The sequence below is a fragment of the Anaerolineae bacterium genome (assembly GCA_016931895.1).
GTDB lineage: Bacteria > Chloroflexota > Anaerolineae > 4572-78 > J111 > JAFGNV01.
In genome coordinates this window covers 1-18,239 of record JAFGDY010000209.1, presented here as the reverse complement: position 1 = coordinate 18,239, position 18,239 = coordinate 1, and the positions used below count along the sequence as shown (strand labels likewise).

The window sequence follows — 18,239 nt, the reverse complement described above, 5'->3', positions numbered from 1 at the left end:
TATATCCTTGGCCTTTTTTAAGACCTCCAGTAGATGGTCCAGATAGGCCACATCTTTTTTGATGGAAAACACGTTTTCCAGATCGGCTCCAGGGATGGGCGGCACAAGGGGCACCGATCCAGTGGTTAAGAGCAGCTTTTCGTAACCTACTTGCTCTCCTGAATCCAGGGCAACGGTTTTTGCCTCACGATCAATGGCCGTGGCTTTGCCAATGATCAAATCAACCTTATTGCTGGCCAGGGCCGGGTCGGGCATCAGGTTCTTTTCGGGTGAACCCAGGGTGCCAAAGATATAGGGAATACCGCAGGGAACCAACGTCTTTTCTTCCTGGCGAATCAGGGCCAGGCTGGCATCGGGATAGTGGCGCCGGGCGGTGATGGCCGCGGCAAATCCGGCGGCGCTACTACCAATAATTAATGCATCTACTTTTTTCATTGTTTTTAATCTCCATTATGTTTATGATATGAATTTGCAGAGTGACTGACATCAGGACTGTATCTCAGTCTGGTCAATGTTCTGTTCCAACTCATTTAAAAAACAACTCAGGCCCAGATCATAGATCGTCGCTACCTCGACCAGGGTTTCAAAAGGAGCGATAGGACAACCCACGCAAACCATCCGGTGACGCAAAAAAATAAAATCGTTTGCGGCCAACGAGCCAGCACGTCGGCCACAGTTAAATCGGACTCAAGCTTTGGCTGCTCCATAAACACCTCTCCTCACCTTAAAGACCAGTATGTCTAAAAAGAAGGAAGATGTCTTTGCGCTAACGCAAACAGGCGGGAAGTTTTTAGGAACGGCGCTTAAATACCGGAGGCTTCTAAAGGCAAGTCTTCGGCAATATGGGCCAAACCATGGGGATAACAAATGAGTATCCAGCCTCATCCACTACCATCTGCGAATCAGGATAAGTCTGGAGCGCTTGCTCGATATTTTTTCGGTAGCCCTGTTGGGGCGCCTCAGGCCAGTCCGTCGCGCCCAATTACCCGTATCCGGCGTGTATTACGGCTGATGGTTGATTTATCTACCCCAAAAAAGAAACCCAGGGCTTCAGTGTTTAGCCACAGGTGTAACCACAACAACGTCATTAACAACTGTTCTGGTAGATCAAGCGTATAGTTTCGCCCGCCCCCAATGACGCGTTAGCGACGGGGAATGGCTTAAGCGTTTTTGTTCGCTTTCGGCCCGGAGCGCCGTTACCTCACCATGACGTTTCTCAAATTGGCCGATGCTCATGCCGGTGAGGTTTTTGAAACTCTTTGGTTTTTTGCAATATTTTGTAGGTGAGCATCGGCCAACACCTGTTCAAGATATAGTCATTATTGTACAACAAAACCAATTTATTGTGCAATAATTTATTTCAAACAGACGCGGCTTGCTTTTGTGGTAAGGATAGGGATCATAATGAGCCTGGAAAATTTGGGGCATAGGCGGTCTCCATAACAGTTTTCACTTATAGATACATTTTCAATAGAAAAAAGTCTCAGGCAACCGTTTACTCTATCCTCTCTTATCCACAACAACCGGCAAATTTGGTTTGATTTGAAGTGTTTACAACTTATTTTGGCATATTTCGTATTTATCAGTAGAATTTGCGGAGGTTGATAAACGATGAAAGATACACCGCCAACTTATTTTTTTATCTGTGTTCTGGTAGCGGCGATTCCTTATTTCTTTTTTGTACAGTACAACATTATCCCCTTTCCCTTCAATTGGCTGGGCTTAGGGCCATTGGTGATGGGGCTTGGCTTGAATTATCTGGCCACCAGAGAGCTTGAAAAATACAACACGCCCCATAACTTTAGCCCGGCAAGAACCCTGGTCCGTTCAGGCGTGTTTGGTTTCTCCAGGAATCCAATTTATCTGGGGATGATTTTGGGATTAGGGGGGATAGCGATTTTATTTCAAAATCCTTTGAGCTTGCTCGCGCCGATATTCTTTTACCTGGTCATTGAATTCAAATTTATTCCGTTTGAGGAACAGAAAATGACCGTGGAAATCGGCGCGCCCTATTTGCAGTACAAACAGAGTATCAGAAAATGGCTGTAGCCTTAAACAATTATCAGGAGGATTGAAATGGCTGAACAGAATTGCGCCAATTGCGGCTGGCGGGCCAAATATGACGAAAATACCAAATCGTTTTTAGGCCGGTTATGGCGCTGGCATATCAATTTTTGCCCCGGCTGGAAAGCGTACTTTACGGCTCTGCCCCAGGAAGAAAAGGTAAATTTGGCCCAAAAATATAGCTTCAAAAAATATCAATAACGTAGCCGGAGCCGGCCTGGTTAAACACCATCCTCAAGCACCAGCCTGGTCGTAACTTGCCCCGACAACATCACCATCGGCACGCCGCCACCGGGATGCGTGGTGCCGCCCACAAAGTAAAGCCCCCGCACCTCGGGCGCGCGGTTGGGTGGACGCTGAAACGCGGTGAAGGGATTATTTGATGAGGCCCCGTACAAGGCCCCGCGCCGAGCGCCGGTTTGGCGGGCAATGTCTACCGGCGTGAGCATTTTTTCGGCCCTGATTTTGGGGCGAATATCCAGGCCAAATTTAGCCAATTGAGTCAAAATAAGTTCGCGGTAGCCGGCGGCCTGGGTTTGCCAATTAAATTGGTTACCCAATGGCGGCGCATTGACCAGCACGGCCCAATTCTCACCCCCCGCCGGGGCATGGGCTGGGTCTGTTTTGGCGGTGACAGCCACATAAATGGTGGGTTCCGTGGGGGGAATGCCCTGGCGAAAGATTTCGTCAAACTCGCGCGGGTAATCGGCGGAGAAGAAGATATTGTGATGGGCCAAATTAGGATGTGTTCCTTCAACGCCCAATAGCAGCATAAAGCCGGAACAAGAAGGCTCAACCCTGGTCAGGCGTTTCAACCGTCTCGGTTTGACCGCCTCTGGAGGCAACAACTGCTCATACACGGTGGCCACATCAACATTGGCCACCACGGCCCTGGCGGCAAGTTTTGCGCCGTCGGCCAGAATTACGCCGTTGGCAACGCCATTGGCCACAGAGATGTGGCGCACCGGGCGCCGGGTGCGCAGGTCAACGCCCAACTCCTGGGCCAATTGCGTTAAGGCTGCGGCAATGGCGTAGATGCCGCCTTGGGGATACCACACCCCGCCGTTCAATTCTACATGGGCAATCACGTTGAGCGTGGCCGGCGCTTGATAGGGGCTGGCCCCCACATACGTGGCAAAACGGCCCAACAACTGGCGCAAATGGGGAGACCGCACAAAGCCGCAAATGGCGGTGTTCATCTTGCGCAATCCGTCTATCCCCAGGGCGTCAAACGGCGATACCTTAAAAAAATTGCGCCAGGTTGGGGCCTGGTTGTAAATAAAAACCGGGCCGGTAAGGCGATGCAGCCGGGCGATGTAAGCCAGGTAAGCCAGGTACCCCTCCACGTCTCGCTCGTCCAAAGCCGCAATTTGGCCGAGCATCTCCGGCAGGTTGCGCGTAACATCAAGCCTAACGCCGTCGGGATAGAAGTAACGGGTGAGGGGGTCCACCGGCAGCAGGGTCAAATAATCATCCAGGCGACGACCCGCGGCCGCAAACAAATCTTCCAAAACGTGCCGCATCGTAATCACCGACGGCCCGGTGTCCCAGCGAAAACCATCTGCCTGAATTTCGCCCATTTTGCCGCCCGGAGCGGCGTTCTGCTCCAAAACCACCACGGGTTGGCCCGCCGCCGCCAGCCGAATGGCCGCGGCCAGGCCGCCAATACCCGCGCCAACTACAATAATGGGTTTAGCCATAAAACACATCCTCTACTGAGTAGTTTTTATTAGTGTCCGGCCCTTCCAACGCGGGCCGCCGTAACGCCAGCGCCACCACACCGCCTGGAGCGCGATGCGCGTCATCAACAACGTAGAAATTGGCAGCAAAAAGGCGTCGCCTAAACGCTGGCGGGTAACGGCGGCGGTCAGCATCCTGATGCCGACGCCCAGCCCAACCAGCAGCAACGGCCACACCGGCCAGCCGGGCAGGCCGCCAAGCCAGCCCAACGCCAGCCACAGCCAGGGAAACAAAAATACCAGCCAGTGAAAAAGCGCGGCCACGGCCAGCCAGAAAACGCTGTTGCCATACCCGGCGATGATGTTTTTGGCGTAACCATCGCGCACTTCCGCCCAACTCTGATACATCCGGCAAGAGATGACGCCCGCCCCGTCCACCATCCGCAAACGAAACCCCTGTTTTTTAACGCGCCGGGCCAGGATGATGTCTTCGACAATCTCGCCGCGCGCGGACTCGTGGCCGCCAACAGCCCGGTAAGCCTTACGCCGAAAGGCCAGCAGTTGGCCGTTGGCGGCGGCAAACGAGGCCCAGGGGGTGTGATGCGCCAACGGCAAGGGCAGATAGCCAATAATCACCAGGGCCATTAACGGCACAACCAATCGCTCGCCCCAGGTGACAGTATGTTGCGTGGGCCAAACGGTGAGCAGGCCGGCTTGGGATTGTTCGATTTCAGTTAGAAGGGCCGCCAGGGCGTCAGGCGACCAGATGACGTCGGCATCGGTGAAGATGAGCCGGTTGGCGCGGGCGGCCTGGGACAATTGTTGGCAGGCCCAGTTTTTGCCCAGCCAGCCGGGTGGCAGGGGGTCGCCCTTTAAAATTTTAAGGCGCGGGTCGTTGCCGGCGGCGGCGCGGGCGATGGCGGCTGTATCGTCGGTGGAGTTGTCGTTGAGGATGAGGAGTTCAAAATGGGGATAGGTTTGGGCCAGCAGCCGGCGCACGGTTTGCCCGATGAGGGCCGCCTCGTTGCGGGCGGGAATGAGGACGGAAGCCCGGGGCAAGTCGCCTGAAACGGGGACCGCGCCCAACCGGGGAAAGGTGATGGCGCTGACGATGGTGATCAAGGCAATGGCGATCAAAGCCAGGGTGACAAACAGCAGGATAAAGATCATGACGCCAACCTCTTTTTGAGCCAGGAACGCAGGCCCGGCGGTTGAACCAATTCAGCCCGATGTTTCCAGACCAGCAGCAGCGTATTGCCCAACCACGCCAGGAGCAAGATGGGGTCGGGATGAAAGAGCAAAAGATAAATCAGCAGGCCAACCATGGCCAGCAACACGGCCCACCCGGAAGCAGCGACAACGGCAAACCATAATCCCAGCAGGGAACCCAACACCAGGGGCGCCTCGCCCAGGGTGAGGCCGGTCCAGATACCAAATGTAGCGGCCACCGCTTTGCCCCCGCGAAAGCCCAAAAACGGCGAATAGGCGTGGCCCAACACCGGGGCCAGGGCCACCATTGCCAGGGCTACCCCCTCAAGCCCAATAAAAAAATGGGCCGCGCCTACCGGAACAGCCCCCTTAAAATAATCTAACAATAAAGCCAGCGCGCCCCAGCGCCAGCCTCCGGCCCGGATCACATTGCTTGCGCCCGGGTTGTGGTCGCCATAAGCGCGGATATCGGCGCGCAGGGCCAGACGCCCCATCCACACCGAAAAAGGCAATGCGCCGCACCCAAAGCCAATGATAAACCAGATGAACGTGGTAATCAATGCGTCTCCCTTTGTTTTGACCAGGCCAGCCAGACCAGGCTACCCATCCCCACAAAGCCCACCACCGCCGGGCCGGGCAACCCCCAGAAAAAAATCAGGCCAATTGTTTCTAAGAGCCAGGTGATGGTGTAAATTAACAGTAACGGGTACACCGGCAATTTTGGCGGGCGAAGCAAAGCCGTAATCAAGGCCGAAGCCAGCAGCCAGCCCAGGTAGTTACTCCAGGGAATGCCAAAATAGCCACCGGGATTTTCCCACACCCACAAACCCCAGGCCACCATTTGGGGGTCCAAAAAAAGATCCCAGGCCGTTAGGGCCAACGCGCTGACCCCTACAAAAGCCCAGCCGCGAGTCGTCCCGGTCAGTTGGTAAGCCACGGCCCAGGCCGGGGGGAGCATCATCAGCCAGGCCAGGGGAATGAGCAGCGGCACATGGGCCAGTTGGGGTTGCAGTTTATCGGTGTAATGGTACGCGCCAAACGGCAGCCCTGTGGCCGAACCTACGGCTTCCACACCCCACGTTAGCCCAATTATTCCGGCTACGGTCCCCAACATGCGCGTCAAACCCCAGTGGCGATAAAGCAGGAGAATTACAACCCCCGCTTGCAAAACTACTCCGGCAAAAATCCCCCAACGCGCGCCTGTTTCTGCCCAACTTACCCGCACCAAGGGCAGTGAAAGCATGGCGACCACCCATACGGCCAGCATTACGACGATGGGGGGAGATGACTCCGCCAACAAACGTTTTAACTCAAACGATTTTTTCAAGGAGAGGTGGGTTAGCATGATGACTCCTTTCCGCGCTTTGAGCAAATGACGCTTCCACAAACCCGGCAAAGGCCAAAACAGCCTGTTCAACCGCAGGCCAACCGGGGTCTTCGGGGCGGATCAAATAATGGCCCGTGTTTATCTCCTCAAAACGCACCAGGCCGGGCAATCGCCGGAGCAAACGGCGCGTGCGATTAGCCGGCACGGTTTCATCGCGGTTGCCCTGAATAACCAAAGTGGGCGCGTTTACTTGCGGCGCCACCCGGTAAGCGCGCCGGCCCACGCGCAACAGTTGCTCAAGAATACGCACCGGGATGGCCAAATCCCTAAGCCCTTGCCGGGTTTCGGGATTGTCAAAGTCAATATCCGGCAAAAAGTTGTGAACATTGCGGCGCAGTTCCGGGTTTGAAAAATCGGCGTTTTTGAAAGGGCGTATCTGCCGGAAGAAGGGTTTTACGAGCAGGCAAATCCAGCGCTGCCACCACTCGCCCAATTGCCAAAAAGGCGCGGTGAGCGCCAGGGCGTCGGGAGAACGGCGGGCCGCGGCTTGAATTGACACCGCTCCCCCCATCGAGTGGCCGACCAGCAGCACCGGCCGATGTTTTTGTTGCAATTCGGCCAGCTTGGTCTCAACCACGGCGACCCATTCGGTGTAGTCGCGCTCAAAGATGGTTGCGACTTGAGGACCAAAGCCGGGCAGCAGCGGGCCACAAACGGACCAGCCGGCCCGGTGGAGCGCCATCGCCAAGGGACGCATCTCAACAGGCGTGCCGGGAAATCCATGCACCAACAAGGCCGCCGGTTGGCCACCATCCCAATAGAACGGCTGATGTTCATTACCCTGGAAGGGGTTCAATTGGCTGAATATTTCAGGTTTTGTCATTATTCTTAGCTTGTCTTACTCGCCAAGGCTGACAGTATAATACGCCGCTTGCCCTTTCCATTCACACCATGTGGTCCGGGGGGTTAGTGACAGATACTCCATTTTGATATCTTCCCACGGAAGATAGTATACGGGTGGATGGCTCGTCTCCAAAACTCGCTTGGCCTGATGGCTATCGGCGATAAGGACCCCGTTGAAGATTATTTTAATATGTTTAGACGTGTCCTCCAATTGAGGCGGTCGGGGATAATCCCAAACCGACTCCTGGTCAGGACCTGGTTTAATGCGTTTGCGGTTCAAATCAACTCATCCTTTTTCTGATAAACCTTCATCCAATCAATTTCCAATCAAACGGCCGGGCGCACCCTTTAATCAACAACCATTAATGCTTCTGCAACAACCTCTTTAGTGGGGTCAAACAAAAAGAAGGGGTCAGGCTGCTGGCTACAACGCGGGCAGACTTCTCTAGGCGGAAAACTTACTTGATAACACTCCGGGCAAATTTTGCCAATAAGCCGATAGCGTTGCTCTCTTAATCGCCATGGGATGGGTACGCTTGTCGTCATCGTTCTGTATCCTCCAAACAATTCATTATTTAATGCAGAGAACGGGCTGCGGTAAGGCGAGTTTAAACAGTCACTCGCCTCGTCTGAAATTTAAAGAGGGAACTGCTCTGTGGGGAGCAGTTCCCCCGGATTAAACAAACCGTGAACTGCTTGATATTTATTTGTTGGTTACGGCGCGGAAGCGCAGCAGACCAAACCCACCGGCGAACAGGATGAAACCTAACGCCAAGATGAGGGGCAGCAAGCTGCCGGTCGTGTTCACGCCGCCGGTGTCGGGCAAGGTGGCCGGAGCATCCGCAGGCGGGATGAGCACGGCGTCAATCACGTGGATAACCCCGTTGGAAGTCTCGATGTCGGTGATGATAACTTGCGCATCGTTGACATACACGTTGCCGCCGTCAACCTTGATGCTCACCGGCTTGCCTAACACGGTTTCGGCAGAGTCAAGCGTCACCACATCGGCCGCCATTACTTTACCCGCCACCACGTGGTAGAGCAATACGTCGGTCAGGGCCGCTTTGTCGGCCAACAAACCTTCAATGGTGCCATCCGGCAGGGCATTAAAAGCGTCATCGGTGGGGGCAAAAACCGTAAAGGGACCTTCACCCTTGAGCGTTTCAATCAGACCGGCTTCGGTGAGCGCGGTGGACAGAGTGGTGAAGCGGCCGTCGGCCACAGCGGTGTCCACAATGTCCATGTCTTGCGCAAAGGCGGAGGTGGTCAAAGCGCCAAACAAAGTTACCACCAACAAGATACCAATTACTTTTGCAAATTTGTTAAACATTTTTATTTTCTCCTGTCTTCAATTTAAGATTAATAGTTTTGATTTTTTTGGATAGAAATTTTTATTTACCTGTTCTTACCAAAGTTTTCCAATGTGGTTAGTTACCCAAATTTTGTATTTATTGCACCTCCTGTTTGACTAATTGTTTGTATACTATTTGTCTATATTTTATACATATAATATTAAAATAAGATTAATATTTTGCACATATTTTTGACATTTCTGAAAAAAGATAGGTTTTTAAGGCAAAGAGACCGGGGGGCAAAGGGGCCTGCACGATTTCTGTCTATATTTGAAGTAGAATTTTGGGCTAAAATGCTAAAGTATGGCTGAAGCACGTATTATTCTGTTTTTGAGATTATGATATACTATTGTCACAAATCGTTTTTGGGGGCCGGAGGCAATAGGCCAAATAGAAGAAAAGGGACAGTATCCAGATTAAAGAAGGGAGAATTTGAAATGGCTAAAGTTGAAATAAATACACAAGCACCCGATTTCAGCTTAAAGGATTTTTATGGCAAGACCGTTTCTTTGTCCGATTTTTTCGGCCAAAAGAATGTGCTGATTGTGTTCAATCGAGGTTTCAGGTGACCATACTGCCGCCGGCATATGGCGCAGTTGCGTCAGGATTATCAAGAATTTTTGCGTAGAGAAACTGAAATTATTGTCGTTGGCCCGGAGGATGCAGGCTCATTTCAAAGCTATTGGGCCACAGAAAACTTAAAATTTATTGGCCTGCCTGATCCAAAACACCAGGTGCTCAAGCTCTACGGACAAGAAGTGAAGCTTTTTAAATTTGGCAGAATGCCTGCCCAAATGCTGATTGACAAATTGGGCATGCTGCGCTTTGTGCATTATGGACACGCCATGTCTGATATTCCTTCCAATGAAGAAATATTGAGTTTGCTGAATTCACTCAGAGTCTCTCCAAATACAGCCGGTGATCAGGTGGATTCATAAATGATAAACATTTCTTGCGATCAGAATTAGGCGCAAACCAGCAGTGACGTTTATCACAGATATTTGGGACAAAAGTCACTTTCATCGTTTGAGCGCCGGATTTATAATACCCAAAATCTGGAAAAGATTCTGTTAGGAGTAAAACTGTGTTCAGGTTCCATCATCGCCGTACCTGAAATAAAAATCAAAGCGCCGGGTGGCGCTTTCAATGCTGCTTGTACATACCAGGGGGCGGTGATAGTTTTTTAACTGCACTCTGAGTGATAACCGTGGTGCGACCTCTGCTTGCCGCTGCCGGTGTGTACTGGCGGCGGTTTTTTGTGGCCCATGTCGTGTCCTGAACGGGTCAGGCGCGTGGAAATAAAATGGTTTTTTAAGGAGGTTTCACCTATGTCTGAAAGACTCACCCGTTTTTTTGCCTCGCGGTGGGGCATTATTCTTACCGGGGTCATCATTGGCATCCTGGCCTCATTACTGCAAAAGTTGGGCAACCCGCCCAATATGGGCATTTGCGTAGCCTGTTTTGAGCGAGACATCGCCGGCGCCTTGGGCCTGCACCGGGCCGCCGTAGTCCAATATATCCGCCCGGAGATCATCGGCTTTGTTTTGGGGGCAATGATGGCGGCTTACGCTTTCCGGGAGTTCAGGGCGCGGGCCGGCTCGGCTCCCATTGTCCGCTTCATCCTGGGGATGTTGGCCATGATTGGCGCTCTGGCTTTTCTGGGCTGTCCCTGGCGGGCATTGTTAAGGCTGGCCGGCGGCGACCTCAATGCCATTATCGGCCTGGCCGGCCTGGCGGTGGGGATTACCATTGGTGTGCAATTTCTCAAATCCGGTTACAACCTGGGCCATTCCCACAAAACTTATCCGGCCGTGGGCTGGATTATGCCGGTTGTGATGGTCGGCTTGCTACTGCTGGCGATCTTCCAACCGAAGGTCGGTGAGAACGGCGCGATTTTTTTCAGTGAAAGCGGGCCAGGTGCTATGCACGCCGCCTTAGCCGTGTCGCTGGGCGCCGGATTGGCGATCGGCTTTTTGGCGCAGCGAACTCGCTTCTGCACAATGGGTTCTATTCGAGATGTTGTTTTAATGCGAGATTACCACTTGATCAGCGGGGTTGGCGGGTTGTTGGTGGCGGCATTTGTCACCAATCTTGCCCTGGGCCAAGTCAACCTGGGCCTCTTTGGCCAGCCGGTGGCCCATAGCAGCCACCTGTGGAACTTTTTGGGGATGACCCTGGCCGGTCTGGCCTTTGCCCTGGCCGGCGGCTGTCCGGGCCGGCAGTTATTTCTCTCCGGCGAAGGGGATGGGGATGCCGCTGTTTTTGTGCTGGGTATGCTCACCGGCGCGGCTTTGGCTCATAACTTTGCCCTGACCGGAAAACCGGATAACGTAGCCGAAGGGCTGGGGGGCGGTTTGACTCCCTCCGGCATGCTGGCGGTGATACTGGGTTTGATCGTTTGTCTGGTTATTGGTTTCACCATGCGTGAGCGGATTCAACCGGAAACCACAGAAGCACAGCCCACGCCGACTGGAGCCACTTTTGGCAAATAGAGATGATGAACCGTTTTATCGAGCAACCAAGGAGGAAAAATGACAAAAAAAGTAGATGCGCGCGGCCTGTCCTGTCCGCAGCCCATTATCCTGGCCGGCAAAGCGATTGAGGCTGGCGACTTCCCGATAGAAGTGCTGGTGGAAACCGTAACCTCACGGGAGAACGTGCGCCGCATGGCTGAAGCCAAAAAATGCCGGGTGCAGGTTGAGGCCATCGGCGACGAATTCAAATTGGTTATTACCAGATAAAGGAGCCGCTCAGGCTTTTTCTTCAACAGGAAAATAAACTGTGTAGGGTTCGTCGCGCACTTGGTGCAAGGGAATAAAACGGAAATTGGACGGCCGATTGAGGGTGCGGTAGCCATGTCTCCAGAAAACCCATTCGCGTTCGTTATCGGGGGTGAGGATGGTGGCCGGGTTATTTTTATCGCCAAACAAAGTTCGTTCGTCTGCGCACAAGCCGGCCAGCACTACCGGGCCATCCATAAAAGCGACGGTATCAGGTTTGTCGGGCAAGGGACAGATTGACAGTGTTTTGGGGAGTTCAAGGCGTACGGTATCGTTGTGCCAGGGGCGGCGCAAAGAATAAAAGCTGGCCGGACCGTCGGCAATCGTTTGCGGTTCGCCATTGACCAGAATATTGGCCGGCGCAGATAACCACCAGGGCAGGCGGAATTTTAGATTGAAAACAACCGGCTGATCGGCGCGAACCGATAGCTCTATAACCTGGCGTTGGGGCCGGTGCACCGAACCATCAGGCGCGGCGACGGCCGGAGGACAGGCTTCGGGGTCGGCAACCTGTCGCACCTGAACCGGCACGCCGTCTTTTTCCCAGGCGAGTTCCGTGGGAATGTATTGGCACACGGCCAGCCCAGCCTCATCTTCGTAATACACATGCGCATTGTGGATGGTGTGCGCCTGCACCAAGGAACCGTGGCAGCACCAAAAGTCGTTGGTGGGCGATCCCCAAATTTTCCGGCCTCCGGCTTCCAGGGGCAGGAAATAGGCGATCATGCCGGTGTCGGGATGTTGCTGGGCCAGGATACCGTTGTAGATGTTGCGCTCAATGTAGTCGGCGTAGGTTACATCGCCGGTCCAGCGCAGCAGATAATCGGCCAGGCGAATCATATTATAGACCACGCAGTGTTCCTGGTTTTTATCGCCCAGGCGCGCGGCAAATTCAAAGGGAGGGGTCCAGATTTCGCCGTTGGTCTGGCTGCCGGTGCAGAAGTAGCCCCGGTCGGTGACAGCGCAACGCCAGTAAGCCTCGGTGATGTCGCGCCAGTGTTGGTCGCCGGTCACTTCGTAAGCCCGGGCCGCGCCGTGCGCTTCGGGAATGGTGGTGTTGGCGTGGCGGTTGGTCAGGGGGTCTTCACCCGCCAGCAGCCGGTTGAACAGTCGCCGCCGCTCGTAGCGATAAATCAGGTCCAGGTGCTCCTGTTTTTGGGTCACGCCGTACAGGTCGGCCCAAGCTTCCAGCATGCCGCCGGTTTCCACGTCAAGGATGTCGTCCATTTGTTCCTGGGAAAACTGGCCGGTCCAGCGATGGAACCATTGGGCAAACTTACTCAGAATCTCCAGGGCTTGCTCGTTATGGGCAAAGGCGTACATATCGTACAAACCCATCAGGGTTTTGTGAATGGTGTAATGGGGCGCCCACACCCGTTTGCTCTGGGCCGTCCAGTCGAGATATTTTTCGGGGATGGAGGCGGCCCACTCGCCGCCGTTCTCTTTTTGACAGTGGCCCAGTTCGCTTACAACCTGGTCGGCTTTGCCTTTAACTTCAGGGTCGCCGGTAGCGACGTAAATTTTGGCCGCCGCCGAAAGCCAGTGACCCAAAAAATGCCCCCGGAGCTGGCAAGTGGGCGATTCCCAGCCCCAGTGCCAATCGTCGCCGGAATCTGGCGCGCCGTGCGAGGTGGTCCGAAAGACATAAGAGGCCAGTCCGGCTTCCAGGTAGTAGTTTTGCAGCAGCCGGTCGGTGCGCAAACTCAGCAAATATTGGCGGTTTAAGTTAAAACGATGTTGGAAGTCGCCAGGCAAGAGTTTGACCTGCCTCAATGGGATAGATCTAAGATTGTGAGTCATAGGTTCCTACTTTCTTGGTAGACTGGTTTAAACCTCATTTTAACCTACGGAGTTAAGCCTTTAATCCGGTCATCACCACGCCCCGGATGAAGTAACGTTGCAAAACAAAAAAGAGGAAGATTACAGGCAGGGTCATGGCGGTCGAGGCGGCCATCAGCAGGTCCCAGCGCGTCCGTCCCACCCCCAACATGCTGCGGTAGGTGGCCAGGCCAATGGCGATGGTAAATTTTTCGGGTGAGTTGATGTAGAGCAACGGGCCGATAAAGTCATTCCAACTGAACAGGAAGGTAAAAATGGCCACGGTAATCAGGGCGGGGGTGGTTAAGGGCAGCATCACCCGCCAGTAGATGGCAAATTCGTTGCAGCCGTCAATCCGGGCGGCGTCGGATAGTTCTTTGGGCAGGCTGCGGAAGAATTGGCGAAAGAGGAAGATGTTAAAAGCTCCCCCGCCAAAAAAGTATGGCACAGTGAGGGGCAGATAGGTGTTCATCCAGCCCAGGCGGCTAAAGATAATAAACTGGGGCACCATAATCACATAAAAAGGGATCATGATGGTGCCCAGGGCCACGGCAAACCAAAAATCGCGACCGGGGAATTCGATACGGGCAAAACCATAAGCGCAAAAGGAAGCGGTCAATAGAATAGCAATTTGATTGAGCGTCGCAATCAGCATGGTGTTTTTGAAATAAATGTGAAAGGGTTTATCGGTCAGGGCCTCATAATAGTTCATCCAGCGCACCGGATCGGGGATCCATTGGGGTGGGTATTGAAACACCCGCGTTTCCAGCTTGAGAGAACTGCTGATGAGCCAGAGGAACGGCAGAATCATAATGATAGCGCCGACCACCATAATCAGAAAGATCATTAACTGCCATAGTTTTTGGCTATCCGTGAAATATTTGGTGAATGAGGGGGAAGATGGTTGAAATACCGTTTTATTTAATGCGCTCATAGTCTGCCTCTGGGTTTGTAAGATAAAGGGTGCGTCCCAAAATTTTGGCGGCAGGGACAGGACATTGTCCTGTCCTTACCCTATGGCCCAAAAATTGGGACAGACCCAGCTTAAACGTCTTCCTGGTAATAAACACTGCGTCCCAATGTCTTAAAAATAATAAAGGTCAGGATCATAATGACGAAGAAAAGTATCCAGGAGAGGGTAGCGGCGTAGCCCATTTCCAAATATCTGAAACCGACCCGGTACAGATATAAAACATAGAACAGGGTAGCATTTTGCGGGCCGCCATTGGTGATGAGATAACCGGCGGTAAACACCTGAAACGAGTTGATAACCCCAATAATCAGGTTAAAAAAGATAACGGGCGACATGAGCGGGACGGTAATATGCCGCAACTGCGCCCAGCGGCCGGCCCCATCAATTTTAGCCGCTTCGTAAAACGTCTCGGGGATGCCCTGCAAACCGGCCAAAAAGATAATCATGGCCGCGCCCACACCCCACAGGCTCATAGCGATTAATGCCGGCAAGGCCCATTCCGGTTGTTGGAGCCAACCAACTTTGGGTAGCCCGATAGAGCGTAACAGCGCATTGAGTAAGCCAAAATCAGTGTTAAAAATCCAGGCCCACAACACCGCGTTGGCCACGGCCGGCATAATGCTGGGCAGATAATAAATAGTCCGAAAAATAGCCAGGCCGCGCACTTTGGTGTTAATCAGCAAGGCCAGGATAAAACTGAACAACAACCCAAGCGGGACTGAAGCCACGGTAAAAATGGTGGTGACTTTGAGGGATTGCCAAAATAGTTTATCCGTAGCCAGGCGAGTGATATTCTTCAGGCCGATATAACTGGCCGGAGAAATCAAGTTCCAATCCTGAAAGACTAACCAGACCGCGGTCAGGGCCGGAATCAATACCCAAAACAAAACACCCAAAATAAAGGGGCCAATAAAAATGTAGCCAATTACGGTTCGCCGTCCCTGTAGGGTTTGAAACCAGCGGATGGCGCTAATAACAGAAAATTTACCGGCAAACGATGGTTTTTTAGCCCAACTCGCTGTATTATCCATTAAACATCTCCTGGTTAAAATTGCCACCGCCCAGAGCCTTAATGCCCTTTAAGCTGGAATTCTCTGGGCGGTGGTTCAGACTGATTGCCAGTGGTTTAGCCTACCCTTTTTGTTGTTCTGCTTCCAGGATAGCGTTGGCTTCCGGCGCTGCCGCCGTCATCGCTTCCTCGGCCGTCTGTTCGCCAATCCAGATGGCGTCTAAGGCGGGGGTAATGACCGCGTCGGCTTTGGCATACCCTGGCGGCATGTAGAGCACATGACCGTATTTGGGCACGTACTGGGTGACAATCTGGTCGTAGCCGGCGGGATGTACGCCATCGCCCGGACCCTGGCGCTCGGTATACCACTTTTGCATACCTTCGGGGGTCATCAAATCGGTCTGGCTGGGCAGCCACAGCCCCATTTTCAGGAAGACCAGTTGATAAAATTCGGTACCCAGGAATCTAACCCACTTCCAGGCCTGGTCGGGATATTTGGTGGCGGCATAGGCGGAATGAATATGCGCCTGCATGTCGGTGGCGGGTTGTTTCAGCTTGGGCAGCGCGGCGGTGCCCAGTTTGGCATTGATTTTGGTAATCCAGGCCAACGCCCATGAGCCATCTACGGCCATGGCCAGTTTGCCGTTTTCGAGCATCTGGGTGTTGCTCATGCCCAATGCGCTAAAGGCCGTATTGAGCGGGCTAACCTTGTGCACCAACATCAAGTCGGCCACGGCTTGCAGGGCTTCGGTGGCTTCGGGTTTATCAATATCAACCAGGCCGGTGTCTGGATTAATCCAGTAGCCGCCATTGGAGGCAATTACTGCGTGTAAGGGGATGGACCAGGTAGGCCACTGGATGGCCCAGCGCTCAATATTGTCCTCGTCAAAGCCGCTATCGCCGGGATGGTTGCCGTTAACGTCAATCGTCAATTGTTTGGCAACCTCAAGGAATTCACTCCAATCCCAGGCTTTCTCGGGGTCATTGCTGGGCGGTTCGATGCCTTCCTGTTCAAAAATATCGGCGTTGTAATAGATGTGCGGGGCTACCCAGCAAGAACCAATGCCATACCAGCGGCCTTGATAGGTGCAGCGCGCTTCCTCTTGCGGCTCGATGAAGTAATCTACTCTGCCGAGTTCCGGGTCCCCTTTGAGCAAGTCGGTAATATCGAGCAGCAGGCCATCACGGGCATAGGTTCTAAACTGACCATTGTTAACAAAGGCGGTATCAGGGGGAGTCCCCGCGGCCGTCATCGCCAGCACTTTGTCGTCGTAGTTTTCGGGGATTTGAATCCAAGTAACTTTGATGTTGGGGTTTTCTTCCTCAAAAACCTTAACGGCGGACTTCACGCCCTCATCTTCTTCGGTGCCGCCCCAGCCGGTGAAGGTAATAGTGACCGTTTCAGCCGCAGGCGCTTCAGCTCCAGGAGTGGCCGTAACCACCTTTTCCACTTCTTTTTCTACCACGACAGTTTCAACAACCTTTTCTCCTTCCTTTTCCACAATGACCGTTTCAACAATCTTTTCGGGGGTGGGTTGGGCGCCACAAGCAGCCAGGAGTGAGCCTGCCGCCACACCGGCGGATAAATTTAGAAAATCCCGGCGAGTTAACTTTCTTTTTTCCATCTCTTAATCTCCTTTGACTTTACTAAGTAACATGGTAAACTACTAACCTTGTAGGCGGAATCCTACACAATATGCGTGCAGGTTACCGGCTGCCAGCTATGGTAACCTGTACGCCTTCCCACTGTCTTCTTTGAATGTCTGATCACCTCCTTCTTGACAAATCATATCTGCTGGCATAATACTACCCATTATAATCCAAGTATAGCAGATAACATCCTCGTTGTAAGCGTTTACCCGACTCAATGACGACTCAAAGACGACATTAAACTATGGGACAACAAGCGGATGGCTTCTAAATTAGACCTGGTATGGTTTACGCATCAATTACGAGCGGTTCTGGCTTCTCTGTATGACCCTGCCGTAATTCATAACAGCCCCTTGGCCAAGCTGTTTGAGATAGACCGGCGGCGCAACCCCATGTTTGCCATGCAATATATTGTGCTTGATGCGATTGAGGCGCTCAAGCCTGCTGAAAACACACCGCACGGCTCCAGAAATTGGCGGGTGTATCACATCCTGCGGCGTCGTTATTCCGAGCAGGCCACGCAACGAGAGGTGGCCACCGAATTGGGCCTCGGTGTCCGGCAGATGCAACGCGAAGAAAGCCTGGCCCGGGAAACCCTGGCCGAGTATCTCTGGACCGCGCATCAGTTACAAGACAAAACCAAAAAGTTTAATCCAGATTTGCCTCATTCGGTTGACCAGCCGGTTTCCGGCGAAACTTACGTGCCCTCTCGCGCTGAAGAACTGGAACGGTTAAGAGAGTCGGTGCCGGCGGAAAAAACCGATATTAGCGTGGTGCTATCAGATGTTTTGTCCACCCTGGCGCCGTCGTCGAAATCGTGGGGTGTAATGCTGCTGCCTACGCTGCAAGAGGGCTTACCCAAAGTTTGGCTCAGAAAACCGTTATTGCGCCAGGCGTTGTTGAGTTTGGTCAGCAAGGCCATTCGGTGTGTGCCGGGGGGTAAAGTTTACCTGGACACCGCCAGAGTCGGTGAGCAAATCCACATTCTGGTTCGTCCGGCAGCATCGGGCCGGGTTTCCGCTACTACCGATGACTGCGCCAAAACAATTCAAATGGCCGAGCGACTGCTTCAACTGTGTCGGGGGTCTTTGGAGGTTGTGACTGGCGACACTGCAAACGGGGTTTTGACCACCAAAATCATCCTTCCGGCCACCAGGCAAGTGGTGGTGTTGGTAATTGACGACAACGCCGATACCCGCCAGCTCTTTCAGCGCTATCTGACCGGCAGCCAATATCGGTTTGTGGGGGCTGAAGACGCAACAGAAGCGTGGGCATTGGTTGATGAAATGTTGCCCCAAATCATTGTGCTCGATGTGATGATGCCTGATCAGGATGGTTGGGCTTTGTTGGGCCGGTTGCGGGAACATCCTCAAACCAACCATGTGCCGGTGATTGTTTGTTCTATCCTGCCCGATACAGACCTGGCCCGTGACCTGGGCGCGGCCGATTTTATCCGCAAGCCGGTCAAGAAGGCG

The 18,239-nt window shown here is 53.2% G+C and carries 21 protein-coding genes; 7 read left to right on the top strand and 14 right to left on the bottom strand.

Going from position 1 to position 18,239, the window contains the following annotated elements:
• The coding region (locus JW953_15525) for an FAD-dependent oxidoreductase (protein MBN1994107.1) at positions 1–435 on the bottom strand (435 nt) is incomplete at its 3' end.
• A 524-nt stretch (positions 436–959) separates the two neighbouring features.
• The gene (locus tag JW953_15520; protein MBN1994106.1) at positions 960–1,088 is read right to left on the bottom strand and encodes a hypothetical protein; all 129 of its coding nucleotides are present in this window, start codon (positions 1,086–1,088) and stop codon (positions 960–962) included.
• 523 nt (positions 1,089–1,611) lie between these two features.
• Between JW953_15520 and JW953_15515 the strand changes: the two genes are divergently transcribed.
• Positions 1,612–2,049: an isoprenylcysteine carboxylmethyltransferase family protein gene (locus JW953_15515; GenBank protein ID MBN1994105.1), complete on the top strand. Its 438-nt coding sequence runs from the start codon at positions 1,612–1,614 to the stop codon at positions 2,047–2,049.
• A 27-nt stretch (positions 2,050–2,076) separates the two neighbouring features.
• Entirely contained in the window at positions 2,077–2,265 is a 189-nt protein-coding gene (locus JW953_15510) for a hypothetical protein (protein MBN1994104.1), read from the top strand.
• Between the two features lie 20 nt (positions 2,266–2,285).
• Here the strand turns inward: JW953_15510 and crtI are convergent, their stop codons facing one another.
• The 8 genes from crtI to JW953_15470 form a co-directional block, all read right to left on the bottom strand.
• Positions 2,286–3,764, bottom strand: a complete 1,479-nt coding sequence (gene crtI / locus JW953_15505; GenBank protein ID MBN1994103.1) for a phytoene desaturase — start codon at positions 3,762–3,764, stop codon at positions 2,286–2,288.
• Positions 3,765–3,776: 12 nt separating this feature from the next.
• A complete protein-coding gene (locus JW953_15500; protein MBN1994102.1) occupies positions 3,777–4,913 on the bottom strand; it encodes a glycosyltransferase in 1,137 nt (378 codons plus the stop codon).
• Positions 4,910–5,512 (bottom strand): glycerol-3-phosphate acyltransferase, encoded by a 603-nt coding sequence (locus JW953_15495; GenBank protein MBN1994101.1) that lies wholly within the window; start codon positions 5,510–5,512, stop codon positions 4,910–4,912. Before JW953_15495 ends, JW953_15500 begins: the two co-directional genes overlap by 4 nt.
• A complete protein-coding gene (locus JW953_15490) occupies positions 5,509–6,297 on the bottom strand; it encodes a carotenoid biosynthesis protein (protein MBN1994100.1) in 789 nt (262 codons plus the stop codon). The genes JW953_15495 and JW953_15490 overlap by 4 nt, the downstream gene beginning before the upstream one ends.
• On the bottom strand, positions 6,263–7,162 hold the full coding sequence (locus JW953_15485; protein ID MBN1994099.1) for an alpha/beta fold hydrolase: 900 nt from the start codon (positions 7,160–7,162) through the stop codon (positions 6,263–6,265). Before JW953_15485 ends, JW953_15490 begins: the two co-directional genes overlap by 35 nt.
• Before the next feature lie 15 nt (positions 7,163–7,177).
• Positions 7,178–7,462, bottom strand: a complete 285-nt coding sequence (locus JW953_15480) for a DUF427 domain-containing protein (GenBank protein MBN1994098.1) — start codon at positions 7,460–7,462, stop codon at positions 7,178–7,180.
• A gap of 68 nt (positions 7,463–7,530) precedes the next feature.
• Positions 7,531–7,728, bottom strand: a complete 198-nt coding sequence (locus tag JW953_15475; protein ID MBN1994097.1) for a hypothetical protein — start codon at positions 7,726–7,728, stop codon at positions 7,531–7,533.
• Between the two features lie 157 nt (positions 7,729–7,885).
• Entirely contained in the window at positions 7,886–8,512 is a 627-nt protein-coding gene (locus JW953_15470; GenBank protein MBN1994096.1) for a fasciclin domain-containing protein, read from the bottom strand.
• Between the two features lie 459 nt (positions 8,513–8,971).
• Here JW953_15470 and JW953_15465 point away from each other — a divergent pair, with 459 nt between their 5' ends.
• The 4 genes from JW953_15465 (at position 8,972) to JW953_15450 (ending at position 11,275) form a co-directional block, all read left to right on the top strand.
• Complete coding sequence (locus tag JW953_15465) at positions 8,972–9,103, top strand: redoxin domain-containing protein (protein ID MBN1994095.1); 132 nt, start codon at positions 8,972–8,974, stop codon at positions 9,101–9,103.
• A gap of 18 nt (positions 9,104–9,121) precedes the next feature.
• Positions 9,122–9,472: a redoxin domain-containing protein gene (locus JW953_15460; GenBank protein ID MBN1994094.1), complete on the top strand. Its 351-nt coding sequence runs from the start codon at positions 9,122–9,124 to the stop codon at positions 9,470–9,472.
• Between the two features lie 390 nt (positions 9,473–9,862).
• Positions 9,863–11,026 (top strand): YedE-related selenium metabolism membrane protein, encoded by a 1,164-nt coding sequence (locus tag JW953_15455; protein ID MBN1994093.1) that lies wholly within the window; start codon positions 9,863–9,865, stop codon positions 11,024–11,026.
• Between the two features lie 39 nt (positions 11,027–11,065).
• Positions 11,066–11,275, top strand: a complete 210-nt coding sequence (locus JW953_15450) for a sulfurtransferase TusA family protein (GenBank protein ID MBN1994092.1) — start codon at positions 11,066–11,068, stop codon at positions 11,273–11,275.
• A 9-nt stretch (positions 11,276–11,284) separates the two neighbouring features.
• Here the strand turns inward: JW953_15450 and JW953_15445 are convergent, their stop codons facing one another.
• The 4 genes from JW953_15445 to JW953_15430 all read right to left on the bottom strand — a co-directional run bounded on the left by JW953_15445 (position 11,285) and on the right by JW953_15430 (position 16,739).
• On the bottom strand, positions 11,285–13,114 hold the full coding sequence (locus tag JW953_15445; protein MBN1994091.1) for a glycoside hydrolase family 127 protein: 1,830 nt from the start codon (positions 13,112–13,114) through the stop codon (positions 11,285–11,287).
• A gap of 52 nt (positions 13,115–13,166) precedes the next feature.
• The gene (locus JW953_15440) at positions 13,167–13,943 is read right to left on the bottom strand and encodes a carbohydrate ABC transporter permease (protein MBN1994090.1); all 777 of its coding nucleotides are present in this window, start codon (positions 13,941–13,943) and stop codon (positions 13,167–13,169) included.
• A 233-nt stretch (positions 13,944–14,176) separates the two neighbouring features.
• Positions 14,177–15,136 carry a sugar ABC transporter permease gene (locus tag JW953_15435; GenBank protein ID MBN1994089.1) on the bottom strand — a complete coding sequence of 320 codons (960 nt, stop codon included), beginning with the start codon at positions 15,134–15,136 and terminating at the stop codon, positions 14,177–14,179.
• Between the two features lie 100 nt (positions 15,137–15,236).
• The gene (locus JW953_15430; GenBank protein MBN1994088.1) at positions 15,237–16,739 is read right to left on the bottom strand and encodes an extracellular solute-binding protein; all 1,503 of its coding nucleotides are present in this window, start codon (positions 16,737–16,739) and stop codon (positions 15,237–15,239) included.
• 285 nt (positions 16,740–17,024) lie between these two features.
• Between JW953_15430 and JW953_15425 the strand changes: the two genes are divergently transcribed.
• Positions 17,025–18,239 (top strand): response regulator (locus JW953_15425; protein ID MBN1994087.1); only part of this gene is annotated, 1,215 nt, incomplete at its 3' end.

Excerpts from the sequence above, each read along its gene's own strand:
- JW953_15510 (MBN1994104.1), top strand. The coding sequence starts at position 2,077 with ATGGCTGAACAGAATTGCGCCAATTGCGGCTGGCGGGCCAAATATGAC.
- JW953_15470 (MBN1994096.1), bottom strand. The coding sequence starts at position 8,512 with ATGTTTAACAAATTTGCAAAAGTAATTGGTATCTTGTTGGTGGTAACT.
- JW953_15435 (MBN1994089.1), bottom strand. The coding sequence starts at position 15,136 with ATGGATAATACAGCGAGTTGGGCTAAAAAACCATCGTTTGCCGGTAAA.
- JW953_15520 (MBN1994106.1), bottom strand. The coding sequence starts at position 1,088 with ATGACGTTGTTGTGGTTACACCTGTGGCTAAACACTGAAGCCCTGGGT.
- JW953_15430 (MBN1994088.1), bottom strand. The coding sequence starts at position 16,739 with ATGGAAAAAAGAAAGTTAACTCGCCGGGATTTTCTAAATTTATCCGCC.
- JW953_15500 (MBN1994102.1), bottom strand. The coding sequence starts at position 4,913 with ATGATCTTTATCCTGCTGTTTGTCACCCTGGCTTTGATCGCCATTGCC.
- JW953_15465 (MBN1994095.1), top strand. The coding sequence starts at position 8,972 with ATGGCTAAAGTTGAAATAAATACACAAGCACCCGATTTCAGCTTAAAG.
- JW953_15460 (MBN1994094.1), top strand. The coding sequence starts at position 9,122 with ATGGCGCAGTTGCGTCAGGATTATCAAGAATTTTTGCGTAGAGAAACT.
- JW953_15490 (MBN1994100.1), bottom strand. The coding sequence starts at position 6,297 with ATGCTAACCCACCTCTCCTTGAAAAAATCGTTTGAGTTAAAACGTTTG.
- JW953_15440 (MBN1994090.1), bottom strand. The coding sequence starts at position 13,943 with ATGATTCTGCCGTTCCTCTGGCTCATCAGCAGTTCTCTCAAGCTGGAA.
- JW953_15475 (MBN1994097.1), bottom strand. The coding sequence starts at position 7,728 with ATGACGACAAGCGTACCCATCCCATGGCGATTAAGAGAGCAACGCTAT.
- JW953_15515 (MBN1994105.1), top strand. The coding sequence starts at position 1,612 with ATGAAAGATACACCGCCAACTTATTTTTTTATCTGTGTTCTGGTAGCG.
- JW953_15485 (MBN1994099.1), bottom strand. The coding sequence starts at position 7,162 with ATGACAAAACCTGAAATATTCAGCCAATTGAACCCCTTCCAGGGTAAT.
- JW953_15445 (MBN1994091.1), bottom strand. The coding sequence starts at position 13,114 with ATGACTCACAATCTTAGATCTATCCCATTGAGGCAGGTCAAACTCTTG.
- JW953_15455 (MBN1994093.1), top strand. The coding sequence starts at position 9,863 with ATGTCTGAAAGACTCACCCGTTTTTTTGCCTCGCGGTGGGGCATTATT.
- JW953_15450 (MBN1994092.1), top strand. The coding sequence starts at position 11,066 with ATGACAAAAAAAGTAGATGCGCGCGGCCTGTCCTGTCCGCAGCCCATT.
- crtI (MBN1994103.1), bottom strand. The coding sequence starts at position 3,764 with ATGGCTAAACCCATTATTGTAGTTGGCGCGGGTATTGGCGGCCTGGCC.